Source organism: Vibrio sp. OY15 (assembly GCF_000742455.1).
GTDB classification, from domain to species: domain Bacteria; phylum Pseudomonadota; class Gammaproteobacteria; order Enterobacterales; family Vibrionaceae; genus Vibrio; species Vibrio alginolyticus.
The window spans coordinates 56182-75725 of sequence record NZ_JPIL01000032.1 but is presented as its reverse complement, the minus strand read 5'-3'; the positions used below and the strand labels follow the sequence as shown (position 1 = coordinate 75725).

The 19544-nt window shown below is 45.6% G+C and carries 20 protein-coding genes; 5 read left to right on the top strand and 15 right to left on the bottom strand.

Going from position 1 to position 19544, the window contains the following annotated elements; translation table 11 throughout:
- Positions 1 to 6 precede the first annotated feature (6 nt).
- From IJ23_RS23170 to IJ23_RS23145, 6 genes are all read right to left on the bottom strand, one after another.
- Entirely contained in the window at positions 7 to 609 is a 603-nt protein-coding gene (locus tag IJ23_RS23170; RefSeq protein ID WP_005381009.1) for an XTP/dITP diphosphatase, read from the bottom strand.
- Between the two features lie 118 nt (positions 610 to 727).
- The gene (locus tag IJ23_RS23165) at positions 728 to 1159 is read right to left on the bottom strand and encodes a DUF4426 domain-containing protein (RefSeq protein ID WP_005393982.1); all 432 of its coding nucleotides are present in this window, start codon (positions 1157 to 1159) and stop codon (positions 728 to 730) included.
- Between the two features lie 127 nt (positions 1160 to 1286).
- On the bottom strand, positions 1287 to 1577 hold the full coding sequence (gene yggU / locus IJ23_RS23160; protein ID WP_005393980.1) for a DUF167 family protein YggU: 291 nt from the start codon (positions 1575 to 1577) through the stop codon (positions 1287 to 1289).
- Positions 1577 to 2134 (bottom strand): YggT family protein, encoded by a 558-nt coding sequence (locus IJ23_RS23155; protein ID WP_005393978.1) that lies wholly within the window; start codon positions 2132 to 2134, stop codon positions 1577 to 1579. Before IJ23_RS23155 ends, yggU begins: the two co-directional genes overlap by 1 nt.
- Positions 2135 to 2186: 52 nt before the next feature.
- Complete coding sequence (gene proC / locus IJ23_RS23150) at positions 2187 to 3005, bottom strand: pyrroline-5-carboxylate reductase (protein ID WP_033907458.1); 819 nt, start codon at positions 3003 to 3005, stop codon at positions 2187 to 2189.
- 157 nt (positions 3006 to 3162) lie between these two features.
- The gene (locus IJ23_RS23145) at positions 3163 to 3864 is read right to left on the bottom strand and encodes a YggS family pyridoxal phosphate-dependent enzyme (protein ID WP_006743092.1); all 702 of its coding nucleotides are present in this window, start codon (positions 3862 to 3864) and stop codon (positions 3163 to 3165) included.
- 28 nt (positions 3865 to 3892) lie between these two features.
- Here IJ23_RS23145 and IJ23_RS23140 point away from each other — a divergent pair, with 28 nt between their 5' ends.
- Both IJ23_RS23140 and IJ23_RS23135 read left to right on the top strand, forming a co-directional pair.
- Entirely contained in the window at positions 3893 to 4933 is a 1041-nt protein-coding gene (locus IJ23_RS23140) for a type IV pilus twitching motility protein PilT (protein ID WP_005381015.1), read from the top strand.
- A gap of 30 nt (positions 4934 to 4963) precedes the next feature.
- Positions 4964 to 6070, top strand: a complete 1107-nt coding sequence (locus IJ23_RS23135; protein ID WP_033907457.1) for a PilT/PilU family type 4a pilus ATPase — start codon at positions 4964 to 4966, stop codon at positions 6068 to 6070.
- Positions 6071 to 6131: 61 nt separating this feature from the next.
- On the opposite strand, the gene ruvX is transcribed toward IJ23_RS23135, so the two are convergent.
- The 8 genes from ruvX to metK all read right to left on the bottom strand — a co-directional run bounded on the left by ruvX (position 6132) and on the right by metK (position 12858).
- Entirely contained in the window at positions 6132 to 6557 is a 426-nt protein-coding gene (gene ruvX / locus IJ23_RS23130; RefSeq protein ID WP_005381017.1) for a Holliday junction resolvase RuvX, read from the bottom strand.
- Between the two features lie 34 nt (positions 6558 to 6591).
- A complete protein-coding gene (locus IJ23_RS23125) occupies positions 6592 to 7155 on the bottom strand; it encodes a YqgE/AlgH family protein (protein WP_005381020.1) in 564 nt (187 codons plus the stop codon).
- A 128-nt stretch (positions 7156 to 7283) separates the two neighbouring features.
- On the bottom strand, positions 7284 to 8234 hold the full coding sequence (gshB, locus tag IJ23_RS23120) for a glutathione synthase (protein ID WP_005381021.1): 951 nt from the start codon (positions 8232 to 8234) through the stop codon (positions 7284 to 7286).
- 13 nt (positions 8235 to 8247) lie between these two features.
- Positions 8248 to 8979: a 16S rRNA (uracil(1498)-N(3))-methyltransferase gene (rsmE, locus tag IJ23_RS23115; protein WP_033907456.1), complete on the bottom strand. Its 732-nt coding sequence runs from the start codon at positions 8977 to 8979 to the stop codon at positions 8248 to 8250.
- A 113-nt stretch (positions 8980 to 9092) separates the two neighbouring features.
- Positions 9093 to 9788: a deoxyribonuclease I gene (gene endA / locus IJ23_RS23110; protein WP_033907455.1), complete on the bottom strand. Its 696-nt coding sequence runs from the start codon at positions 9786 to 9788 to the stop codon at positions 9093 to 9095.
- Between the two features lie 149 nt (positions 9789 to 9937).
- Positions 9938 to 10435: a SprT family zinc-dependent metalloprotease gene (locus tag IJ23_RS23105; protein WP_033907454.1), complete on the bottom strand. Its 498-nt coding sequence runs from the start codon at positions 10433 to 10435 to the stop codon at positions 9938 to 9940.
- Between the two features lie 68 nt (positions 10436 to 10503).
- On the bottom strand, positions 10504 to 11301 hold the full coding sequence (locus IJ23_RS23100) for a DUF2189 domain-containing protein (protein WP_005381026.1): 798 nt from the start codon (positions 11299 to 11301) through the stop codon (positions 10504 to 10506).
- A 402-nt stretch (positions 11302 to 11703) separates the two neighbouring features.
- Positions 11704 to 12858 carry a methionine adenosyltransferase gene (metK, locus tag IJ23_RS23095; RefSeq protein ID WP_005384541.1) on the bottom strand — a complete coding sequence of 385 codons (1155 nt, stop codon included), beginning with the start codon at positions 12856 to 12858 and terminating at the stop codon, positions 11704 to 11706.
- Between the two features lie 315 nt (positions 12859 to 13173).
- Here metK and tkt point away from each other — a divergent pair, with 315 nt between their 5' ends.
- A complete protein-coding gene (gene tkt / locus IJ23_RS23090; protein WP_033907453.1) occupies positions 13174 to 15168 on the top strand; it encodes a transketolase in 1995 nt (664 codons plus the stop codon).
- A gap of 91 nt (positions 15169 to 15259) precedes the next feature.
- Here the strand turns inward: tkt and IJ23_RS23085 are convergent, their stop codons facing one another.
- Positions 15260 to 16153 carry a LysR family transcriptional regulator gene (locus IJ23_RS23085; RefSeq protein ID WP_017633561.1) on the bottom strand — a complete coding sequence of 298 codons (894 nt, stop codon included), beginning with the start codon at positions 16151 to 16153 and terminating at the stop codon, positions 15260 to 15262.
- Positions 16154 to 16293: 140 nt separating this feature from the next.
- On the opposite strand from IJ23_RS23085, the gene IJ23_RS23080 reads away from it, so the two are divergent.
- Both IJ23_RS23080 and epd read left to right on the top strand, forming a co-directional pair.
- Positions 16294 to 18252 carry a ligand-gated channel protein gene (locus IJ23_RS23080; protein WP_033907452.1) on the top strand — a complete coding sequence of 653 codons (1959 nt, stop codon included), beginning with the start codon at positions 16294 to 16296 and terminating at the stop codon, positions 18250 to 18252.
- 135 nt (positions 18253 to 18387) lie between these two features.
- Positions 18388 to 19425, top strand: a complete 1038-nt coding sequence (epd, locus tag IJ23_RS23075) for an erythrose-4-phosphate dehydrogenase (protein ID WP_033907451.1) — start codon at positions 18388 to 18390, stop codon at positions 19423 to 19425.
- Positions 19426 to 19544: the final 119 nt, after the last annotated feature.

Genomic DNA, 19544 nt, shown 5'->3' with positions numbered 1-19544 from the left:
TCGTGATTACTGAGACACTTGCTCAGACAGTTGAGCAAACAACGACTTGAGCGCTTTACCGCGGTGAGACAGTTGTTTTTTACGTGCAGGTTCAAGTTCGGCTGACGCACAGTTGTCTTCAGGAACAAAGAAGATTGGGTCGTAGCCAAAACCATTTTCACCGTGAGCTTCAGTTAGAATGCGACCTTCCCATTTACCGTGGCAGACGATAGGCGTTGGGTCGTTCTCGTGACGCATGAGGACTAATACACAGTGGAAACGTGCTGTACGCTCTGCTTCTGGTACGCCTTCCATTGCCGCTAGCAATTTTTCTAAATTCTCTTGATCAGATGCGCTCTCGCCTGCGTAACGTGCAGAGTAAATGCCCGGAGCGCCTTTTAAGAAATCGACTTCTAATCCAGAGTCATCTGCAATCGCAGGAAGCCCTGTTTCTTGTGCGGCATGGCGAGCTTTGATGATCGCGTTTTCAATGAAGGTTGTACCCGTTTCTGCTACTTCCGATACATTGAATTCACTTTGCGCTAATACTTCAAAACCGAAGTCAGACAATAAATCTGCCATTTCACGAACTTTGCCTTGGTTACCGGTTGCTAGCACAATTTTTTTCATGGGAATCTCTTTTAATAGTGATAGAGGAGAACAAATCGTTCTCCTCTAGATATTCTTTAACTAATAAGTGGTTTTTAGCCTGCTTAGATCCAAAAGCTTTTGGATCATCACAACCCAATTACTCTTCAACATAAAACTTCTGGGTGAATTTAAGCTTACCTGAGCCTTTGTTTCCAGCTTTTACGTCAATATCGAAAGTAAAAGTTTCTTCGTGGGTAATTGGCAGTTCGGCTAAATAGTATATCGCATTGCCTTCTTTGACTTCACGAAAGGACAAGGTCTGAGTTTGGCCGATGAGGTTTTTCGCGCGTCCAGCAATTTTTGCTTCTAATGCAGGTTTACCCAATGAAGCTCTATCTAGCACGCTAATATTAACCACAGCGAGGTATCCATTACGCTTGATATCGTAGCTACGTGCGACTTTCGGTGTTAAGAATGTCGAGTTAAACGCGACATAGTGTACTTCGATATCTTTCATATTTTTAAACTGATCGGCGAAGCTTGGTAACGACAATAGGCTGATCAGTAATGCGGTAATCCATTTGCTCATTGTTACTTCCTCAAAGCACTTGTTATAAAACAACCATAGCCGCAATTTTACCTTGGTCACGGGGTAAAAATGCGAACTCAGTCATTGGTACTAGTAAGTGTGGTACAAAATTGTAAATAAAAAGCCATCATAAGATGGCTTTAATTTCTGTCGGTATCTGGGTAGGTGATTCTATCCGAATTTGTTTGTGCCGTCCTAATTCACCTTTTTCTATGTGAACCAAACCCTTAGCGATTTTAAACTGCTTGGCTAAGAACTTAGTTAGGTGCGCATTAGCTTTGCCATCGACAGGTGGAGCAGTAATGGCGATTTTGAGCTCTTCACCATGCAAGCCAACGATTTTATCGCGGCTTGCTTTAGGTTGAATATAGAGCTTTAGGATGATGTCCTCGCCATCTTGCCAAACTGCGGCTGACATTATAATTGGAACCAAATTGGACCAATGATATCCCCCATCAAGAAGTTCGCGAACTGCAAGCCGATAAACAGCACCAGTACGCTCAAATCAAGACCACCAATAGCCGGAATAATACGACGGATTGGTGCGCACATTGGCTCGGTTAATTGATGGAATACGTACTCGATAGGGCTGCGACCTTGGCTTACCCAGCTCAAAATTGCACGGATCAATAGTACCCAGAACAGCAGACCTCCAGCGGCTTTGATTAATGATAACAAGCCCAAGAACAAGAAATCAGCGCTGAAAGAGACGGAACCGTTCGAAGCTATCAGGATCAGAACGACAAATTTAAGCACACACAACACGTAGGCAAACAACACTGTTGCTAGGTCAATATTCCCCACGGAAGGGATAATGCGGCGCAGTGGAGCAATGACTGGCTGAGTCGCTTTTACTATGAATTGCGAGAATGGGTTGTAGAAGTCTGCGCGTGCAGCTTGCAACCAAATTCGCAAAATTACGACCATGATGTACAGGTCAAATAGGGTTGAGATGAGAAAACTCATTGAATTCATAAGGTACCCTTAACAAGTGATGGATGATACTAAACGGAGTTCATCCAAATAATTAAAACAGTTTTTCCATTTCTTCCGCGCGAGCCACAGCAGCTTGCATGGCTTTAGCAATAATATCTGAAAGTTGATGTTCGTTGAATGTACGCAGTGCTTCTGCCGTTGTCCCACCTTTCGATGTCACGTTCTCACGCAGGGTCGATAGCTCAGTTTCTGGGTTGCTAACCACCATACTGGCCGCACCCAATGCAGCTTGCTGAACCAATAGTCGAGCGGTGTCTTTATCAAAGCCTTGAGCAATCGCTTCTGCTTGCATCGCCTCCATAAACAGGAAGAAGTATGCCGGAGCACTGCCTGCAGCGGCAATCACATTATTGATGCCAGACTCTTGCTCAACCCAACATACTTTACCGACCGCTTCCATTAACTCTGCAGCAAAAGCTTTGTCTTGCTCAGTTACATGGGCTGGTGCGAATAAACCACTCATGCCCAACCCAAGTTGTGATGGCGTATTTGGCATAACACGAACCAAGTTCAATTTGGTGGCTAGCATATCATCCAATCGTGAACAGTTGATGCCTGCTGCAATAGAAATCACCAGTTTATTAGTGAAATCGATCGCTTGCAGTGGTTTACAAACATCCGCCATCATTTGCGGTTTCACAGACAATACCACCACATCCGCCTCGGTCGCAGCTTGGATGTTATCGCTGGTGGTACGGATGCCAAAATCTTGTTCTAGCGGAAGACGGCGTGCCTCTGAAGGAGCTGTCGCGGTAATGTTTTGCGCTGGGTATCCGTTAGCAACCAAGCCAGAAACAATGGCTCTCACCATGTTGCCAGCACCAATGAAGGCGATTTTTTTATGTTCCATTTGTCTGATTTCCATCATGATATTTAGAGTTTGTTGTGCGCTCAGGTGTATAATGGCACCGCCGTTACTTACTGCTCCTATTGGCGAGTAAGATGATTGCGCGATTTACTCTTTAATTTAACGACGAATTTATGTCGCTAGTGAGCGTTTTGTTGATTTAGCTGTAGTCTCGCGCGCCGAAAATAGCGGTTCCAATACGAACCATTGTACTACCAGCTTCGATTGCAGCGGTCATATCACCACTCATTCCCATTGATAATGTATCGATTTCTGGGAACTGAGCTTCGAGTGTTTGCTTCAATGTGGCCAACTTCTGAAACTCATGAAGTTGTGATTCGTAGTCAGACACGTTGGCAGGAATCGACATCAACCCTCTTAAAGTGAGGTTGGGTAGGCGAGAAATCAACTCCGCCAGCTCGAATACTTCCGCTTCGGTGACACCAGACTTAGATGCTTCACCACTGGTGTTAACCTGAATCAGAACTTGTAGCGGTTTAAGTTCGCTTGGACGCTGATCATTCAGGCGTTGAGCAATCTTGGTTCGATCGATGGTGTGAACCCAATCGAAATGTTCGGCAACAAGTCGCGATTTATTCGACTGAATCGGGCCAATGAAGTGCCATTCGATTCGATTATCTGGATAATGCTCGGCAAAGTGCTGAACTTTACTGACGCCCTCTTGGACGTAGTTTTCACCAAAGGCGGTTTGTCCCGCTTGGTGGGCTTCGAGAATTGCCTCGACAGGTTTAGTTTTGCTTACCGCTAGAAGTTGCACTGACTCTGGAGTTCGACCAAATTTTTGTTCGTCATATCGAATTTGAGAGGTGATATGTTCAATATTTTGTTGAATACTACTCATAGCTGTACTTTAGACTTAAGGATTTTAAATGGATATCACTGAGTTACTGGATTTTAGTGTAAAACATAATGCCTCGGATCTACATCTTTCTGCAGGTGTCCCACCAATGGTTCGTATTGATGGGGATGTGAGAAAACTAGGCATTCCAGCGTTTACACACCAAGAAGTGCATCGTTTGGTTTTCGAAATCATGAACGATGCCCAACGCAGTGAGTTCGAAGAAAAACTCGAAGTCGACTTCTCTTTTGAGTTGCATAACGTTGGTCGTTTCCGTGTCAACGCTTTCAACCAATCTCGTGGCTGTGCGGCAGTATTCCGTACCATTCCAAGCAGCATTCCAACTTTGGAAGAGCTGGAAGCTCCCGAGATCTTCAAAAAAATTGCGAACGCTGAAAAAGGCTTAGTTCTGGTCACTGGCCCAACAGGTTCAGGTAAATCGACGACCTTAGCAGCCATTGTTGACTACATTAACCGTAATCACAACAAGCACGTACTCACAATTGAAGATCCGATTGAATTTGTTCACAACAACAATAAATGTTTGATCAACCAGCGTGAAGTACACCGTGATACGCATAGTTTCCAAAACGCACTGCGCAGCGCATTGCGTGAAGACCCGGATGTCATTCTGGTTGGTGAGATGCGTGACAAAGAAACCATCAGCCTTGCGTTAACGGCGGCGGAAACGGGGCACTTAGTGTTCGGAACGTTACACACCAGCTCGGCGGCAAAAACCATTGACCGTATTATCGATGTGTTCCCTGGTAGTGATAAAGACATGGTGCGCTCGATGCTTTCTGAGTCCCTTCGTTCGGTTATCGCTCAAAAGTTATTGAAACGTAATGGTGGTGGCCGTATTGCATGCCATGAAATCATGATGGCAACGCCTGCGATTCGTAACTTGATCCGCGAAGACAAAGTCGCGCAGATGTATTCGATCATTCAAACTGGTGCGGCTCACGGCATGCAAACCATGGAGCAAAATGCTCGTCAGTTAATGGCACAAGGTATGGTCGCTCGTGAAGAGGTCGATAGTAAGATCGGATTAGAAGTGCAGCAATTCTCGTAACGCTCATACAGATAATGGTGAATACGGAAGATGGATCTAAATAAATTTCTCGAAGGTATGCTGGCGCTGAAAGCGTCGGATCTGTACATCACGGTTGGTGCGCCAATTTTGTTTCGCGTGGATGGCGAATTGCGACCACAAGGTGAAAAACTCACCGAGAGTGATGTAGCGGCATTACTCGACAGTGCTATGGAGCCAGATCGGCGTCAGGAATTTCGTAAAAGTCGTGAGTCGAATTTTGCCATTGTGAGAGATTGTGGCCGCTTCCGTGTTAGTGCTTTTTTCCAGCGGGAACTACCGGGTGCGGTGATTCGTTGTATTGAAACCAATATTCCCACCTTTGAGCAATTAAAGTTACCGTTAGTGTTGCAAGATTTAGCGATAGCCAAGCGTGGTTTGGTGCTGGTGGTTGGTGCTACTGGGTCAGGTAAGTCCACCACAATGGCGGCAATGACGGGCTATCGAAACAGCAACAAGACGGGGCATATTTTGACGGTCGAAGATCCGATCGAATTCGTGCATGAGCATAAGCGCTGTATCGTGACTCAACGCGAAGTTGGGTTAGATACGGAAAGCTATGAAGTTGCGCTTAAAAACTCGCTGCGCCAAGCACCAGATATGATTTTGATTGGTGAGATCCGTAGCCGTGAAACAATGGAATACGCGATGACGTTTGCTGAAACAGGTCACCTGTGTATGGCGACTTTGCACGCCAACAACGCCAACCAAGCCTTAGAGCGTATTCTTCACTTGGTACCGAAAGATCAAAAAGAACAATTCTTGTTTGATTTGTCGATGAACCTAAAAGGTGTGGTTGGTCAGCAGCTGATCCGAGATAAGAATGGGCAGGGGCGTCATGGTGTATTTGAGATCTTGCTAAATAGCCCACGAGTATCTGATTTGATCCGTCGCGGAGATTTGCATGAGTTGAAGTCAACCATGGCTCGCTCAAATGAGTTTGGTATGCTGACGTTCGATCAATCTCTTTATAAGTTGGTGATGCAAGGTAAGATCAGCGAAGAGGATGCGCTGCACAGTGCCGATTCGGCGAATGATTTGCGCTTGATGTTGAAAACACAGCGTGGCGAAGCATTCTCTACGGGCAGTCTTGCTAACGTTAAGATCGATATGGATTAAGCGTGTTTAGACGAAAAAAGGTTGGCACTTGCCAACCTTTTCTTGTTTTGAGTATTGTGTTTTATTCACCCCAGAGGGCTTCAAACCAGCTTTCTAGAATCACCACCGCTGACTGGCAGTCCACATTCCCTTTCGATAGGGCTTTGTAGCCGCCCATGCTGAACAACTCCGCACGAGCTTCTGCTGTAGATAAACGCTCATCATGCAGTTCAACAGGTAAGCCGTATCGGCCTTGCAGACGCTTAGCAAATTTTCGTGCACGAGGGGTTATGGTCTCAAGGTCTTTGCCATGAAGATCAGTTGGTAAACCGACCACTAGCAAATCTGGCTGCCACTCTTTGATTTGCTTTTCGATATCGTCCCAATTTGGAATACCGTCATTGGCTTTAAAGGCTTTTAATGGGGAAGCCGTACCAGTAATTTCTTGGCCAATAGCGCTACCAATGCTTTTGGTTCCAAAGTCAAAAGCCATAATTGTGCGTGACATAAGGTGTCTCTATCTAATGTAACTGTATTTCGGACTAAGCATGTCCAGAGTCTGCTGAAAGATGACTTGGGTCGATACCCAGCTTTTCGACCGCTTTCTTCCAACGCTCGTTGATTGGTGTATTAAAGATAATTTCAGGCGTCGCTTCAATGGTGAGCCAAGAGTTTTCGACCAGCTCACTTTCTAATTGGCCTGCACTCCAACCGGAGTAGCCAAGTGCCACTAAGTAATCACTTGGTTCTGCTTCTGTTCCTAATACCGATAGAATATCACGCGAAGTGGTTACCGCGAGGTCATCGGTCATTTGGACGCTGGACTCGTAGTAATCTTTGGGTTTATGCAAAATAAAGCCACGATCTTCCGAGATTGGGCCGCCATTGTAAACTGGTCTATCTAGACTGGCTTCAAATAGGCGCGGGTGTACTGGCTGAACTTCCACCTGCTTGAGCATGTTGCCGACGGTGATATCAACAGGAGCATTGATCATCAGCCCCATAGCGCCGTCTTCGTTGTGCTCACAAACGTAGATCACGCTGTTTTGAAAGTACGGATCTTTCATCCCAGGCATGGCAACCAAAAAGTGATTTGTGAGATTCATACTCATACTGACCCTTAACTCTCGTAAATGCCCTTAAGCAAACATCATACAGTTTATCATCTAGGTATGTGCATGAGTTTGCTTAAGTTAATGTACTACGCTCTCTATTAACTGTAATACAGTTTGAGTTATTCGCCTTTTACTCGACGCTCAATCGCATCCATCAGCTTGCCTGTGATTGAGATATCAAAAGCTGCTTCAATTTCGCGAATACAGGTTGGGCTGGTGACGTTGATTTCTGTTAGCTTGTCGCCAATTACGTCAAGGCCAACAAAGATAAGGCCTTTTTCTTTCAGTGTCGGAGCAACGGTTTGCGCAATTTTGAGGTCGGTTTCGCTTAGCGGACGAGCTTCACCAGTACCACCAGCGGCTAGGTTGCCGCGCGTTTCGCCTTTAGCAGGAATGCGTGCTAGACAGTAAGGCATAGGTTCGCCATCTACCACTAGGATACGTTTGTCACCGTTGCTGATGTCTGGCACGAAGGTTTGTGCCATTGCGTAGTTTTGACCGTGGTTAGTCAATGTCTCGATGATCACAGAGACGTTTGGATCGTTTTCTTTTACACGGAAGATGGACGCGCCACCCATACCATCAAGTGGTTTCAGGATGACATCACCATGTTTTTCACGAAATTCTTTAATTTTCTCTGCTTTTCGCGTCACGATCGTTGTAGGTGTCAGCTCTGGGAACCATGCTGTAAACAGCTTTTCGTTACAATCACGTAAGCTTTGAGGCTTGTTAACGATCAGTGCACCTTGTTCTTCTGCACGCTCAAGGATGTAAGTCGCGTAGATGTATTCAGTATCAAACGGAGGATCTTTACGCATTAGTACCGCGTCTAGCTCAGACAGTTCGATAGTTTGCTCTGATTTGAACTCGTACCAACCGTTTGGATCTTCTTTTAGTTCTACCACTTTAGTATCTGCAATGGCAACGCCTTGATCGAGATGCAGATCATTCATTTCCATGTAGTGGATTTCATAGCCGCGTCGTTGCGCTTCAAGCATCATGGCAAAGCTAGAGTCTTTTTTGATGTTAATGGACGAGATTGGGTCCATTACGATACCGAGTTTGATCATTATTTTTCTCCGTTTAACCAAGATCGCCGAAACGAACTTGTAAGGCTGTAATTGCTGTCAGAGCCGCTGTTTCGGTACGCAGAACGCGAGGACCGAGTAGCGTTTCTTCAAATTGGTATTCTCGAGTCATCTCGATTTCTTCAGACGATAAACCGCCTTCAGGACCGATCAGTAGGCGCACTTTTTCAACCGGGGTTGGCAAAGTGTTGATTGAGTATTTAGCACGAGGGTGAAGGTTAAGCTTTAAACCATCGTACTCTTCTTTACACCACTCTTCCAAGCTCATAATTGGACGAATTTCGGGCACGACATTACGCCCACATTGCTCACAGGCACTGATGGCGATTTTCTGCCATTGCGCGAGTTTTTTCTCAAAACGCTTTTGGTCAAGCTTGACGCCACAACGTTCAGAAATCAGAGGAGTGATGGTATTGACGCCAAGTTCAACAGACTTTTGGATGGTGAACTCCATCTTATCGCCACGTGAAATGACTTGACCAAGGTGCAGATCTAAAGGGGATTCAATACTGTTTTCTACGCGCTCGGTGATGTTAACCAAAACTGATTTCTTGCTGACTTCACTGATAACCGCTGGGAACTCTGCGCCACTGCCGTCAAAAAGGAGAACGTCTTGGCCTTCTTTCATGCGCAAAACACGACCGATATGGCCTGCTGCGTCGTCACTTAAAGGAAGTGAGCCAAGTTGATGAATGGTTTCTGGATGATAAATTCGAGGGGTACGCATGAGATTTCCAGCAAGAGAATAAACTTAAACCCTAACATGGATGCTTTGCACCGAAAAAACAAGGGGCAAGAAGCGTTTCAATATCAGTAATTGAAACGCTTCGAGGTCGGAGGTTACAGTGCGCGGCAGGCTTCTTGAACAAATGGGTTGTGATTGCCCTGTACTTTTGCAATGCGCTCGTCACGCTCACATTCCCATTTATCGACAGGATAGGTTTTGTTCCAAGCACTCATTAATTGCGTTTGCTGCTTCGACAGTTTGAAACCGTACTCTTTGCTCATGTATAGATAGGTACGAGCAATTGAGCCACGCGCACGGTCTGGTGGCATGACTTTACGCTGCTTAAAGTTCACTTGCATCTCACAGCGACCATAACTCACGCCATCCATACCGTTCCATTGGCTGAAGTTGTAGTTCGAACGGTCACCGTTTACTTCACCAATAGCAGGGGTTAGGTTGTGCAAGTCTGCTTCCATCAAACGAAAAGTTTTGTCTTTTTTCTTACAGTTTTTACGTCCGCCATCTTGCCAGCATTGACGCTGGTGGCCAAATTGCCACGCAGGAACAACGTGCTCCCATTCGATTCGTGCAGCCCGTTTTTCTTGTTTACGGACTTGGTAACCGCAAGAGGCTAAATCGGGTAAGCCTTTCTTGCCTTGCCATTGAATGTTACAGCCACAGTAGAAGCTTGTTGGGTGGTCTTGATAAATTTTGACCGCCTCACGTTTGGCTGCAGAGAATGAGCTCGGTGGAGCGGCAATCGCAGTGCTAGAAAGCGAGATAAGCAACAGAGAGAATAAGTATTTCATGATAAAAGTCTTTATAAAGTATGACTTTATTCATGATAACACGCATAAAATAGCTTTAGTGATGAGTAAGTTAACAATAAGTGGCGAAGGGAAGGTTTTGATCAACCGATCTTTATTTTGGGAACGCAAGTAACACTATGAGGTAAGGGCTACGATAATTGAATGCCGGTGAAGTTAAGTGGTTGGCGACATTTTTGACAAGAGTACGTCGCCTCTTTGCGCAGTACTTTATTATGACGGCGAATCGATAGAGGGTAGGTCATACAACCACAACGATACTCAAAGGTTTTACCTTGAACGGATTTTACTTCAAAGCTGTGAGTGGTTTTGGCTGGTACGTTAAATACGGCTTCCATGACGCCTTTCCATTCTTTACCGTGAGGCCTAACTCGCCCGTAAACCTGATAAGTAATCAGGTGTGCTACTTCATGAGGAATGACTTCATCTAAGAATGCTTGGGTGTTTTCGCGAAATAAAACAGGGTTTAGGCGTACTTGATTTAATTGAAGGTAGGCTTTTCCTGCCGCTTTCCCACGGACGTCGAAGGTGATTGTTGGAATCGGGAAAGAACGTTTGAAAGATTGTTCCGCCATCGCGATACAGCCCGCCATCACTTGCTTGGCTTTATAGCTGAGTTCTATATCCACAATTCACCTCGATAAATCAAATAAAAAAGCCCCCGCATTTGCGAGGGCCAGATCATAGCATCAGTTAATTATGGTGTGTGTTTTTTCTTGATGGTGGCATGGTAAGCGTGCCATGTACCGTAGCCTAGAATTGGCATGGTAAACAACATTCCGATCCCGTAGGTCGCAAAGCCGATAAGAATACCGCCACAGATGATCGCTGCCCAAACAATCATTGCTGGAATGTTGGATTTCACTGCATTAAAGCTGGTAAATACAGCGGTCATCATGTCTACGCGACGCTCCATCATGAGCGGAATAGAAAAGGCTGAAATGCTAAACACCACACAAGCCAAAACAAAGCCAACTAAAGAGCCGATGACAAGGAAGGGTAGGAACTCACTTAAAGGTGCCCCTTGAACAGAAGGGTAGAGCGCATGAAGTAGAGCGGCAATGCGCATCCAAAATATCATACACACTGCGAGTAACACGGCGAACGCCCATTGAGATGTTGAGTTACGACCGATCGCTTTCATTGAATGGAACAAGCTTGCTTTGTGTCCGCGCTCTCTCTCCCAACTGGCATCATACAAGCCGAGCGCGAGAAACGGACCGATTAACATGTAAACAATCAAACTGGGCATGACGACCAAGTGTGTGCCTTGCCACTGTACGAGCAAAACAATGCCTATGGCTGCTGCCATAAAACAGATGCCATAGAAAGCACTAATAAGCGGCATTCGCACGAAATCATGCAGACCTAATGCGAGCCAATGAAAAGGTGCAGAAAGATTGACCGTATTGCACGGTATGGTTCTGGCGTATTCGTTGTCTGGCACTTCCTTTCGCTTGTTGTGGAAGTCCGATGGATTAACAGTTCGAGGCATAACTCCTCCTTGATTTATTCCCACATTATCCGCTTATACCAACTGACAGCGGTTTTTGTTCAGTCAAACTTGAAGCGACTTTTTCAAGTTTACATCTGAGCATTGGCTTAGTTTGGTATCGGCCATAAAGATGCCTGACTCATGTCTTTACTTAAGTGTGCTTCCACAGTCGCCAGCATCCGACGTCTCTATTTAAATTGGAGTTAACAATATTTTAACTATTGGCGGAGATGGGATAATTTACAAATAATTGCTTAAAATTTATTCGGTATAAAAAATGAGGGAGAAACAGGACTGCTTTGTGGGTCAGGGCGGTATGAGCCGAAATGGCTGGATAAAAGTTGCTGAAAATAAAAAGCCCCCGCCATAGGCGAGGGCTTGATTGATTCTTGCTTGGCTTGATTATTTGATGCCAGCGAAATCGCGTAGAAGTGCAGCTTTGTCTGTCGCTTCCCACGGGAATTCTTCACGACCGAAGTGACCGTATGCCGCTGTCTTCTTGTAGATAGGTTGAAGAAGGTTAAGCATTTCTTGTAGACCGTATGGACGTAGGTCGAAGAATTGACGAACCGCTTCAATGATGATGTCGTGAGGTACTTTCTCAGTACCGAACGTTTCCACCATGATAGACGTTGGATCAGCAACACCGATTGCGTAAGAAAGTTGGATCTCACAACGGTCAGCCATGCCTGCCGCTACGATGTTTTTCGCTACGTAGCGTGCTGCGTATGCTGCACTACGGTCAACTTTTGATGGATCTTTACCAGAAAACGCACCGCCACCGTGACGAGCTGCGCCGCCGTAGGTATCTACGATGATCTTACGACCAGTTAGACCACAGTCACCCATAGGACCACCGATTACGAAGCGACCGGTTGGATTAATGAAGAAGTTTGTTTCTTTGTTGATCCACTCAGAAGGTAGCACTGGCTTAATGATCTCTTCCATTACCGCTTCACGCAGGTCTGAAGTTGAGATTGAATCACAGTGTTGAGTTGAAAGAACAACCGCGTCGATACCAACGATGTTACCTTGATCGTATTGGAATGTTACCTGAGATTTTGCATCAGGACGCAACCAAGGTAGTGTGCCGTTTTTACGAACTTCTGCTTGCTTTTGAACAAGACGGTGAGAGTAAGTAATTGGCGCTGGCATTAGTACTTCAGTTTCGTTACAAGCGTAACCAAACATGATGCCTTGGTCGCCTGCACCTTGTTCTTTAGGGTCAGCTTTATCAACACCTTGGTTGATATCTGGCGACTGTTTACCGATTGTGTTTAGTACCGCACAAGAATCTGCGTCAAAGCCCATATCTGAATGTACGTAGCCGATTTCACGAACGGTTTCACGAGTTAACTCTTCGATGTCTACCCATGCTGAAGTCGTGATTTCACCACCCACCATTACCATACCGGTTTTAACGTAAGTCTCACATGCAACACGAGCCTTTGGATCTTGCTCTAGAATCGCGTCAAGAACCGCATCAGAAATCTGGTCTGCAATTTTATCTGGATGACCTTCTGATACTGACTCAGAAGTAAACAGGTGCTTAGCCATGTTAGCTCCACTATATCTGGTTTAAAACTGGGGAATGATAAACTCTCCAGCGCAAATTAATACTAATTTTTGTAGGTGTATCTACATCTAGACGTCTATTCTAAATTTGATTGCTCGAATTACAAGCTCTTTTTTGGTTTTTGTTATAACCAAACGTTTGCCTGATTTATTGATAATTTTAAGAACTTCGAACGATTTGGCGCGAAAGGTGCAATATTTGTGAGGTTTTGGACTGGAAAACGTTTGCACACCCAACAGGGCTTTGAGAGAATTATGACCTACTTTTCGTTTCGCTTAATGTACTCAGGAGCAGACATGTCGTCTCGTAAACATCTTGCCAATGCAATTCGTGCTCTAAGCATGGATGGTGTTCAACAAGCTAACTCAGGCCACCCAGGCGCACCAATGGGTATGGCTGATATCGCTGAAGTTCTTTGGCGCTCTCACCTAAACCATAACCCTTCAAACCCAGAGTGGGCCGACCGCGATCGCTTTGTGCTGTCAAACGGTCATGGGTCAATGCTTATTTACTCTCTACTGCACTTAAGCGGTTACGAGCTATCTATTGACGATCTGAAAAACTTCCGTCAATTGCACTCAAAAACCCCAGGTCACCCAGAGTACGGCTACGCGCCTGGTATCGAGACAACAACGGGTCCTCTAGGTCAAGGCATCACTAACGCTGTTGGTATGGCGATCGCAGAGAAAGCACTAGCGGCACAGTTCAACAAAGAAGGTCACGATATCGTTGACCACTTTACGTATGTGTTCATGGGTGACGGCTGTCTAATGGAAGGCATCTCGCATGAAGCATGCTCTCTTGCTGGGACGTTAGGTCTAGGCAAACTGATCGCGTTTTGGGATGACAACGGCATTTCTATCGACGGTCACGTTGAAGGCTGGTTCTCTGACGATACACCTAAGCGTTTTGAAGCGTACGGCTGGCATGTAATCCCAGCAGTCGATGGTCACGACTCAGACGCGATCAACGCAGCAATTGAAGCAGCAAAAGCGGACCCACGTCCTACGCTTATCTGTACCAAAACAATTATCGGTTTCGGTTCTCCTAACAAGTCTGGTTCGCACGACTGTCACGGTGCACCACTAGGTCACGATGAAATCCAAGCGGCTCGCGAATACCTAGGTTGGGAGTACGGCCCATTTGAGATCCCGGCAGATGTTTACGCTGAGTGGGATGCAAAAGAAGCGGGCGCCGCGAAAGAAGCAGCTTGGAATGAAAAATTCGAAGCATACGCTGCAGCTTACCCTGCTGAAGCGGCAGAGCTTAAACGTCGTCTAAACGGCGAACTTCCTGCACAGTGGGAAGAAAAAGCGAACCAAATCATTGCTGATCTTCAAGCAAACCCAGCGAACATTGCATCACGTAAAGCATCGCAAAATGCACTAGAAGCGTTTGGTCAAATGCTTCCTGAGTTTATGGGTGGTTCTGCTGACCTAGCGCCTTCTAACCTGACCATGTGGTCTGGTTCTAAGTCTCTAGAAACGGAGGACTTCTCTGGCAACTACATCCACTACGGTGTACGCGAATTCGGTATGACTGCTATCATCAACGGTATCGCATTGCACGGTGGTTTCGTTCCTTACGGCGCAACATTCCTAATGTTCATGGAATACGCTCGTAACGCAATGCGTATGGCTGCGCTGATGAAAATTCAGAACATCCAAGTTTACACGCATGATTCGATCGGCCTTGGCGAAGATGGCCCAACTCACCAACCTGTTGAGCAAATGGCGTCTCTACGTGTAACTCCAAACATGAGCACATGGCGCCCATGTGACCAAGTTGAGTCTGCAGTTGCATGGAAACTAGCGATTGAACGTAAAGATGCACCAACTGCACTTATCTTCTCTCGTCAAAACCTAGCGCAACAAGAGCGTACTGCTGAACAAGTCGCAGACATCGCGAAAGGTGCTTACATCCTGAAAGATAGCGAAGGTAAGCCTGAGCTAATCCTTATCGCAACAGGTTCTGAGGTTGAGCTTGCAGTGAAAGCCGCTGAGCAACTAACTTCAGAAGGCAAGAAAGTACGCGTTGTTTCAATGCCATCAACAGATACATTCGACAAACAAGACGCCGCTTACCGTGAAGCTGTACTGCCATCAGACGTAACGGCACGTATCGCTATTGAAGCGGGCATTGCTGATTTCTGGTACAAGTACGTTGGCTTCGACGGTCGCATCATCGGTATGACAACATTCGGTGAATCTGCACCTGCTGGTCAGCTATTCGAGATGTTTGGCTTCACGACTGAAAACGTAGTGAACACAGCAAAAGAATTGCTAGCGTAATTGTAGGACCGTCTAAACAGTCGAACGTAAACGACGATTGTTAAACGCTAAAGTTAGAAAGGCCATCATTATGATGGCCTTTTTATTTTTGTCAGGTTTTCCAACCTTGTGGAATGCTTTGGTGAATGCAGTCTAAAAGTACGGATAAGCGCAGTGGTGGTCGTCCTGCTGGTGTATAGCAGTTAATGGAAATAGGCTCAGAAAGCCAACCTTCTAAGCAAGGTGTGATTCGCCCTGGGTGATGTTTCTCATAGCCGCATGCTGTCCAAGTCGGCAGCAGTCCAATACCATGACCATTCGCGATACTGTCTATTTGCATTGCTATGTTGTCGCTGTATAAGCGACTAACAAAGGGTTCTAAAAAGAATTCACCGTGTTGAGGGTGTGCTAGCATCAATCCATTTTCTTGCACTGAACCAAAATCGATCCATGGATGAGCTTCAAGTTCTTTGGGGTGCGGTATAGGCCCATGTTGTTTTAGATAATTTGGAGAGGCAAAAGGCGTATAGCGAAATACCCCCAGCACTTCTTTTCGCCAGTCTAGCTCTTTACGTTCACCGAGCCAGATGAACAAATCTGGGTCATGATGCGCCTCAGAAAAGTCACTGGTAAGTTGAACTCTAACATCGGGATTATCAGCAAGAAAACGATTGAGTACGCCGCCGAGCCAGCTTCTAACTAAGGCAGTGTGACAAACAATATGCAGTGGCCCTGAAACTTGGTTCGTTAAACCTTGGAGTGCATCATAACTCTCTTCACTTAACTCAAGAATCTGGCGGCTGTAGTGGGCAAAGATTTCTCCAGCTCTTGTCAGAACTAATCGATTACCTTGCCTAGCGGTTAGAGCCTGACCGAAGTCTTCTTCTAATTGTGCCAAGCGACGACTTAGCGTTGATTTTGGCTGATTAAGGGCTTTAGCAGCGGCTGTCAAACTTTTATGCTGATTGAGCGCATCAAAGGCTCTAATTGATGCTAAGTCGTGCATATTTCTTTTACTCCTTACTGCGTTATGTACGAGTTCCATAAATGGAAAGAACCGTTCCATAACTCTCACTATGCATCTCATTCTATTTGTGAATAATTCACTTTCGAAAATAATAATCATTATCAATTATGGAGATGTAGATGTCTACTCTTAGACTGCCAGTTATTACCGCAACTGGTATTTTAGCCTTCGTCAGTGTCCCTCATGTTTTTGCCAATGATGCAGTTTCTAAAATGGAAACAGTGGTTGTAACTGCATCAAGCTACGAGCAATCTCAAGCGGACGCGCCTGCAAGTATTAGTGTGATTTCACGTGAGGAGTTGGACTCTCGTTATTACCGCGATGTGACTGATGCACTAAAAAGTGTGCCAGGTGTTGTCGTGACAGGTGGTGGTGATACCACCGACATTAGTATCCGTGGTATGGGTTCTAAATACACTTTGATACTGGTCGATGGTAAACGTCAAAGCACGCGTGAAACTCGTCCAAATAGCGACGGCCCCGGTATCGAACAAGGTTGGTTACCTCCTCTTCAAGCGATTGAGCGAATCGAAGTTATTCGCGGCCCAATGTCGACGCTTTACGGTTCTGATGCGATTGGTGGTGTGATTAACGTCATCACACGAAAAGATGCGCTAGAGTGGACGGGTAATGTTCAACTGGGCACGGTACTACAAGAGAATAGTCGCTCAGGGGGAGAGCAGAGCGCGAACTTTTTCGTTAATGGTCCGTTGGCTGAAAATTTATCTCTCCAAGTATATGGTCAGTACACAACCAGAGAAGAAGATGACATCGAATACGGTTATGAAGATAAAGATATGCAGAGTATCTCTTCAAAACTGACTTACCAGATTAATGAGCGCCACTCGGTACAATTAGAAGGTGGCACGTCGGCACAAAGTCGTCGTGGCAATGTGGGCCTTTCAGTGCCGACCATTGGGTGTCGTGGAGGGTGTGAAGATTCACTGAATGAATATCGTCGTAATTACGTAACGGTAAGCCACAACGGTGATTGGGATTCGATTGGCATTTCAGATACTTACTTACAGCGAGAAGAGAGCGAGAACAAATCTCGTGAGATGACGATCACCAACACCACGTTCAAATCGAGCTTGGTGACTGGTATTGGAAACCATACGTTGACGACGGGTGTGGACGCTACTCATGCAGAGCTTGAGGATTTCACCTCCAACAAAGCGTCGTCGAAGACTGAAACATCGAATACGCAGTGGGCTGTTTTCATTGAAGATGAATGGAGAATCGCTGATCCGTTTAGCGTTACGCTTGGTGGTCGTCTAGATCATGACGAAAACTATGGCGCGCACTTTAGTCCACGTGTTTACGGTGTATGGCGAGTTGATCCGTCTTGGACGGTGAAAGGCGGTGTGGCAACAGGTTTCCGTTCTCCACAATTACGTGAAATTACTCCTGGCTGGGCGCAAGTCAGTGGTGGCGGTAATATCTACGGTAACCCAGATCTTGACCCTGAAACGTCGCTAAACAAAGAAATCAGCGTCTTGTATCAAGGTGATTCTGGCTTAGATGTCTCTTTGACAGCGTTCCATAACGAATTCAAAGACAAGATCACACGTGTTGTTTGTCCAGACACTATCTGTACTGATGGTCCAAACCAATGGGGCGCAGATCCAACGTACCGTATTAACGTGGATGAAGCCGTCACACAAGGTATTGAAGCGACCTTAGCATCGCCGTTAACGGAAACCATTTACCTTAGCTCGAGCTACACATTTACCGACTCAGAGCAAAAAACAGGTGAATACAAAGGCATGCCGCTGCAGCAGTTACCAAAGCATCTGTTTAATGTGGATGTGACTTGGCAAACGACAACAGATCTAGAGAGCTGGGCGAAAGTCACGTACCGAGGTAAAGAAATGGATCCGGTTACTGGCCCATCAAGAAACAGTATTGTAGAACCAGCTTATACCTTTGTGGACGCCGGTGTGACATACCAGTTAACCGACAATACTCGTATTAAAGGCGCTATCTATAACTTGCTGGACGAGGAAATCAGTTACGAAGAATATGGATATATTGAAGATGGTCGTCGCTACTGGTTAGGTTTAGACGTCGCATTTTAATTATCTATCGTTGTAATAAGGTCGAGCATAGTCTCGACCTTTTTTAATCCTGCTTTACTTTGATTCAACAGGTGCGTTTGTCAGCCTGATCAGGTAGTATCTGTGACACGAAATTTTTGGTAGGGCGAAGGATAAATGCTAAAGGTTGCGATCAATGGATTTGGACGTATAGGTCGTAATGTTCTGCGAGCGGTGTATGAAAGCGGAAAACACCAGCAGATCAAGGTTGTGGCGGTAAACGAACTAGCACAGCCAGAGGCGATGGCACACCTACTGCAATATGACACCAGTCATGGTCGCTTTGGTAAAAAAATTTCCCATGACCAAGAACATTTGCATGTTCATCATGACAGCGGTGAATATGATTCCATTCGCATTCTCCATCTCTCCGAAATCGAATTACTTCCTTGGCGTGATTTAGACGTTGATATCGTCTTGGATTGCACTGGCGTATTTGGTTCGCAAGCGGATGGGCAAGCGCATATAGAAGCTGGCGCGAAGAAAGTACTGTTTTCGCACCCGGGTGCAAACGACCTAGATAATACGATTATCTATGGCGTGAACCACGAAACTCTGAAAGACGAGCACCGTGTTGTCTCCAATGGCTCTTGCACCACCAACTGTGTCGTTCCCATCATTAAAGTATTAGACGAAGCCTTCGGCATAGAGTCTGGCACCATTACGACAATTCATTCGTCCATGAACGATCAACAAGTAATCGATGCGTATCATAACGACTTACGCCGTACCCGCGCTGCAAGCCAATCTATTATTCCGGTGGACACTAAGTTGCATAAGGGGATTGAAAGAATCTTCCCGAAATTTTCCAACAAATTCGAAGCAATTTCTGTTCGTGTTCCAACGGTTAACGTCACTGCAATGGATTTAAGTGTCACAATTAGTACAAATGTGAAAGTTAATGACGTAAATCAAACCATTGTTAACGCATCTCAGTGTACATTACGTAACATTGTTGACTATACTGAATCGCCACTCGTTTCCATCGACTTTAACCACGACCCCCATAGTGCGATTGTGGATGGAAGCCAGACTAGAGTGAGTAACGGGCAACTCGTAAAAATGCTCGTTTGGTGCGACAACGAATGGGGCTTTGCTAACCGGATGCTGGATACTGCCTTAGCAATGCAAGCTTCTTCGCAAGTGAAACAGTAATGACGAAGAAGTGATGGAGAATTTTTATTTCAAGCCTTGAAATAAATCCATAATATCTCCATATCTATAACCAGTTTGAAGAATTAACAGGCTTGGCAGGGTTGCCGAGTTTTCAAAAA

Bases quoted from the DNA above. Each gene is read 5' to 3' on its own strand.
- IJ23_RS23170 (WP_005381009.1), bottom strand. From the start codon at position 609: ATGAAAAAAATTGTGCTAGCAACCGGTAACCAAGGCAAAGTTCGTGAA.
- IJ23_RS23165 (WP_005393982.1), bottom strand. From the start codon at position 1,159: ATGAGCAAATGGATTACCGCATTACTGATCAGCCTATTGTCGTTACCA.
- yggU (WP_005393980.1), bottom strand. From the start codon at position 1,577: ATGTCAGCCGCAGTTTGGCAAGATGGCGAGGACATCATCCTAAAGCTC.
- IJ23_RS23155 (WP_005393978.1), bottom strand. From the start codon at position 2,134: ATGAATTCAATGAGTTTTCTCATCTCAACCCTATTTGACCTGTACATC.
- proC (WP_033907458.1), bottom strand. From the start codon at position 3,005: ATGGAACATAAAAAAATCGCCTTCATTGGTGCTGGCAACATGGTGAGA.
- IJ23_RS23145 (WP_006743092.1), bottom strand. From the start codon at position 3,864: ATGAGTAGTATTCAACAAAATATTGAACATATCACCTCTCAAATTCGA.
- IJ23_RS23140 (WP_005381015.1), top strand. From the start codon at position 3,893: ATGGATATCACTGAGTTACTGGATTTTAGTGTAAAACATAATGCCTCG.
- IJ23_RS23135 (WP_033907457.1), top strand. From the start codon at position 4,964: ATGGATCTAAATAAATTTCTCGAAGGTATGCTGGCGCTGAAAGCGTCG.
- ruvX (WP_005381017.1), bottom strand. From the start codon at position 6,557: ATGTCACGCACAATTATGGCTTTTGACTTTGGAACCAAAAGCATTGGT.
- IJ23_RS23125 (WP_005381020.1), bottom strand. From the start codon at position 7,155: ATGAATCTCACAAATCACTTTTTGGTTGCCATGCCTGGGATGAAAGAT.
- gshB (WP_005381021.1), bottom strand. From the start codon at position 8,234: ATGATCAAACTCGGTATCGTAATGGACCCAATCTCGTCCATTAACATC.
- rsmE (WP_033907456.1), bottom strand. From the start codon at position 8,979: ATGCGTACCCCTCGAATTTATCATCCAGAAACCATTCATCAACTTGGC.
- endA (WP_033907455.1), bottom strand. From the start codon at position 9,788: ATGAAATACTTATTCTCTCTGTTGCTTATCTCGCTTTCTAGCACTGCG.
- IJ23_RS23100 (WP_005381026.1), bottom strand. From the start codon at position 11,301: ATGCCTCGAACTGTTAATCCATCGGACTTCCACAACAAGCGAAAGGAA.
- metK (WP_005384541.1), bottom strand. From the start codon at position 12,858: ATGGCTAAGCACCTGTTTACTTCTGAGTCAGTATCAGAAGGTCATCCA.
- tkt (WP_033907453.1), top strand. From the start codon at position 13,174: ATGTCGTCTCGTAAACATCTTGCCAATGCAATTCGTGCTCTAAGCATG.
- IJ23_RS23085 (WP_017633561.1), bottom strand. From the start codon at position 16,153: ATGCACGACTTAGCATCAATTAGAGCCTTTGATGCGCTCAATCAGCAT.
- IJ23_RS23080 (WP_033907452.1), top strand. From the start codon at position 16,294: ATGTCTACTCTTAGACTGCCAGTTATTACCGCAACTGGTATTTTAGCC.
- epd (WP_033907451.1), top strand. From the start codon at position 18,388: ATGCTAAAGGTTGCGATCAATGGATTTGGACGTATAGGTCGTAATGTT.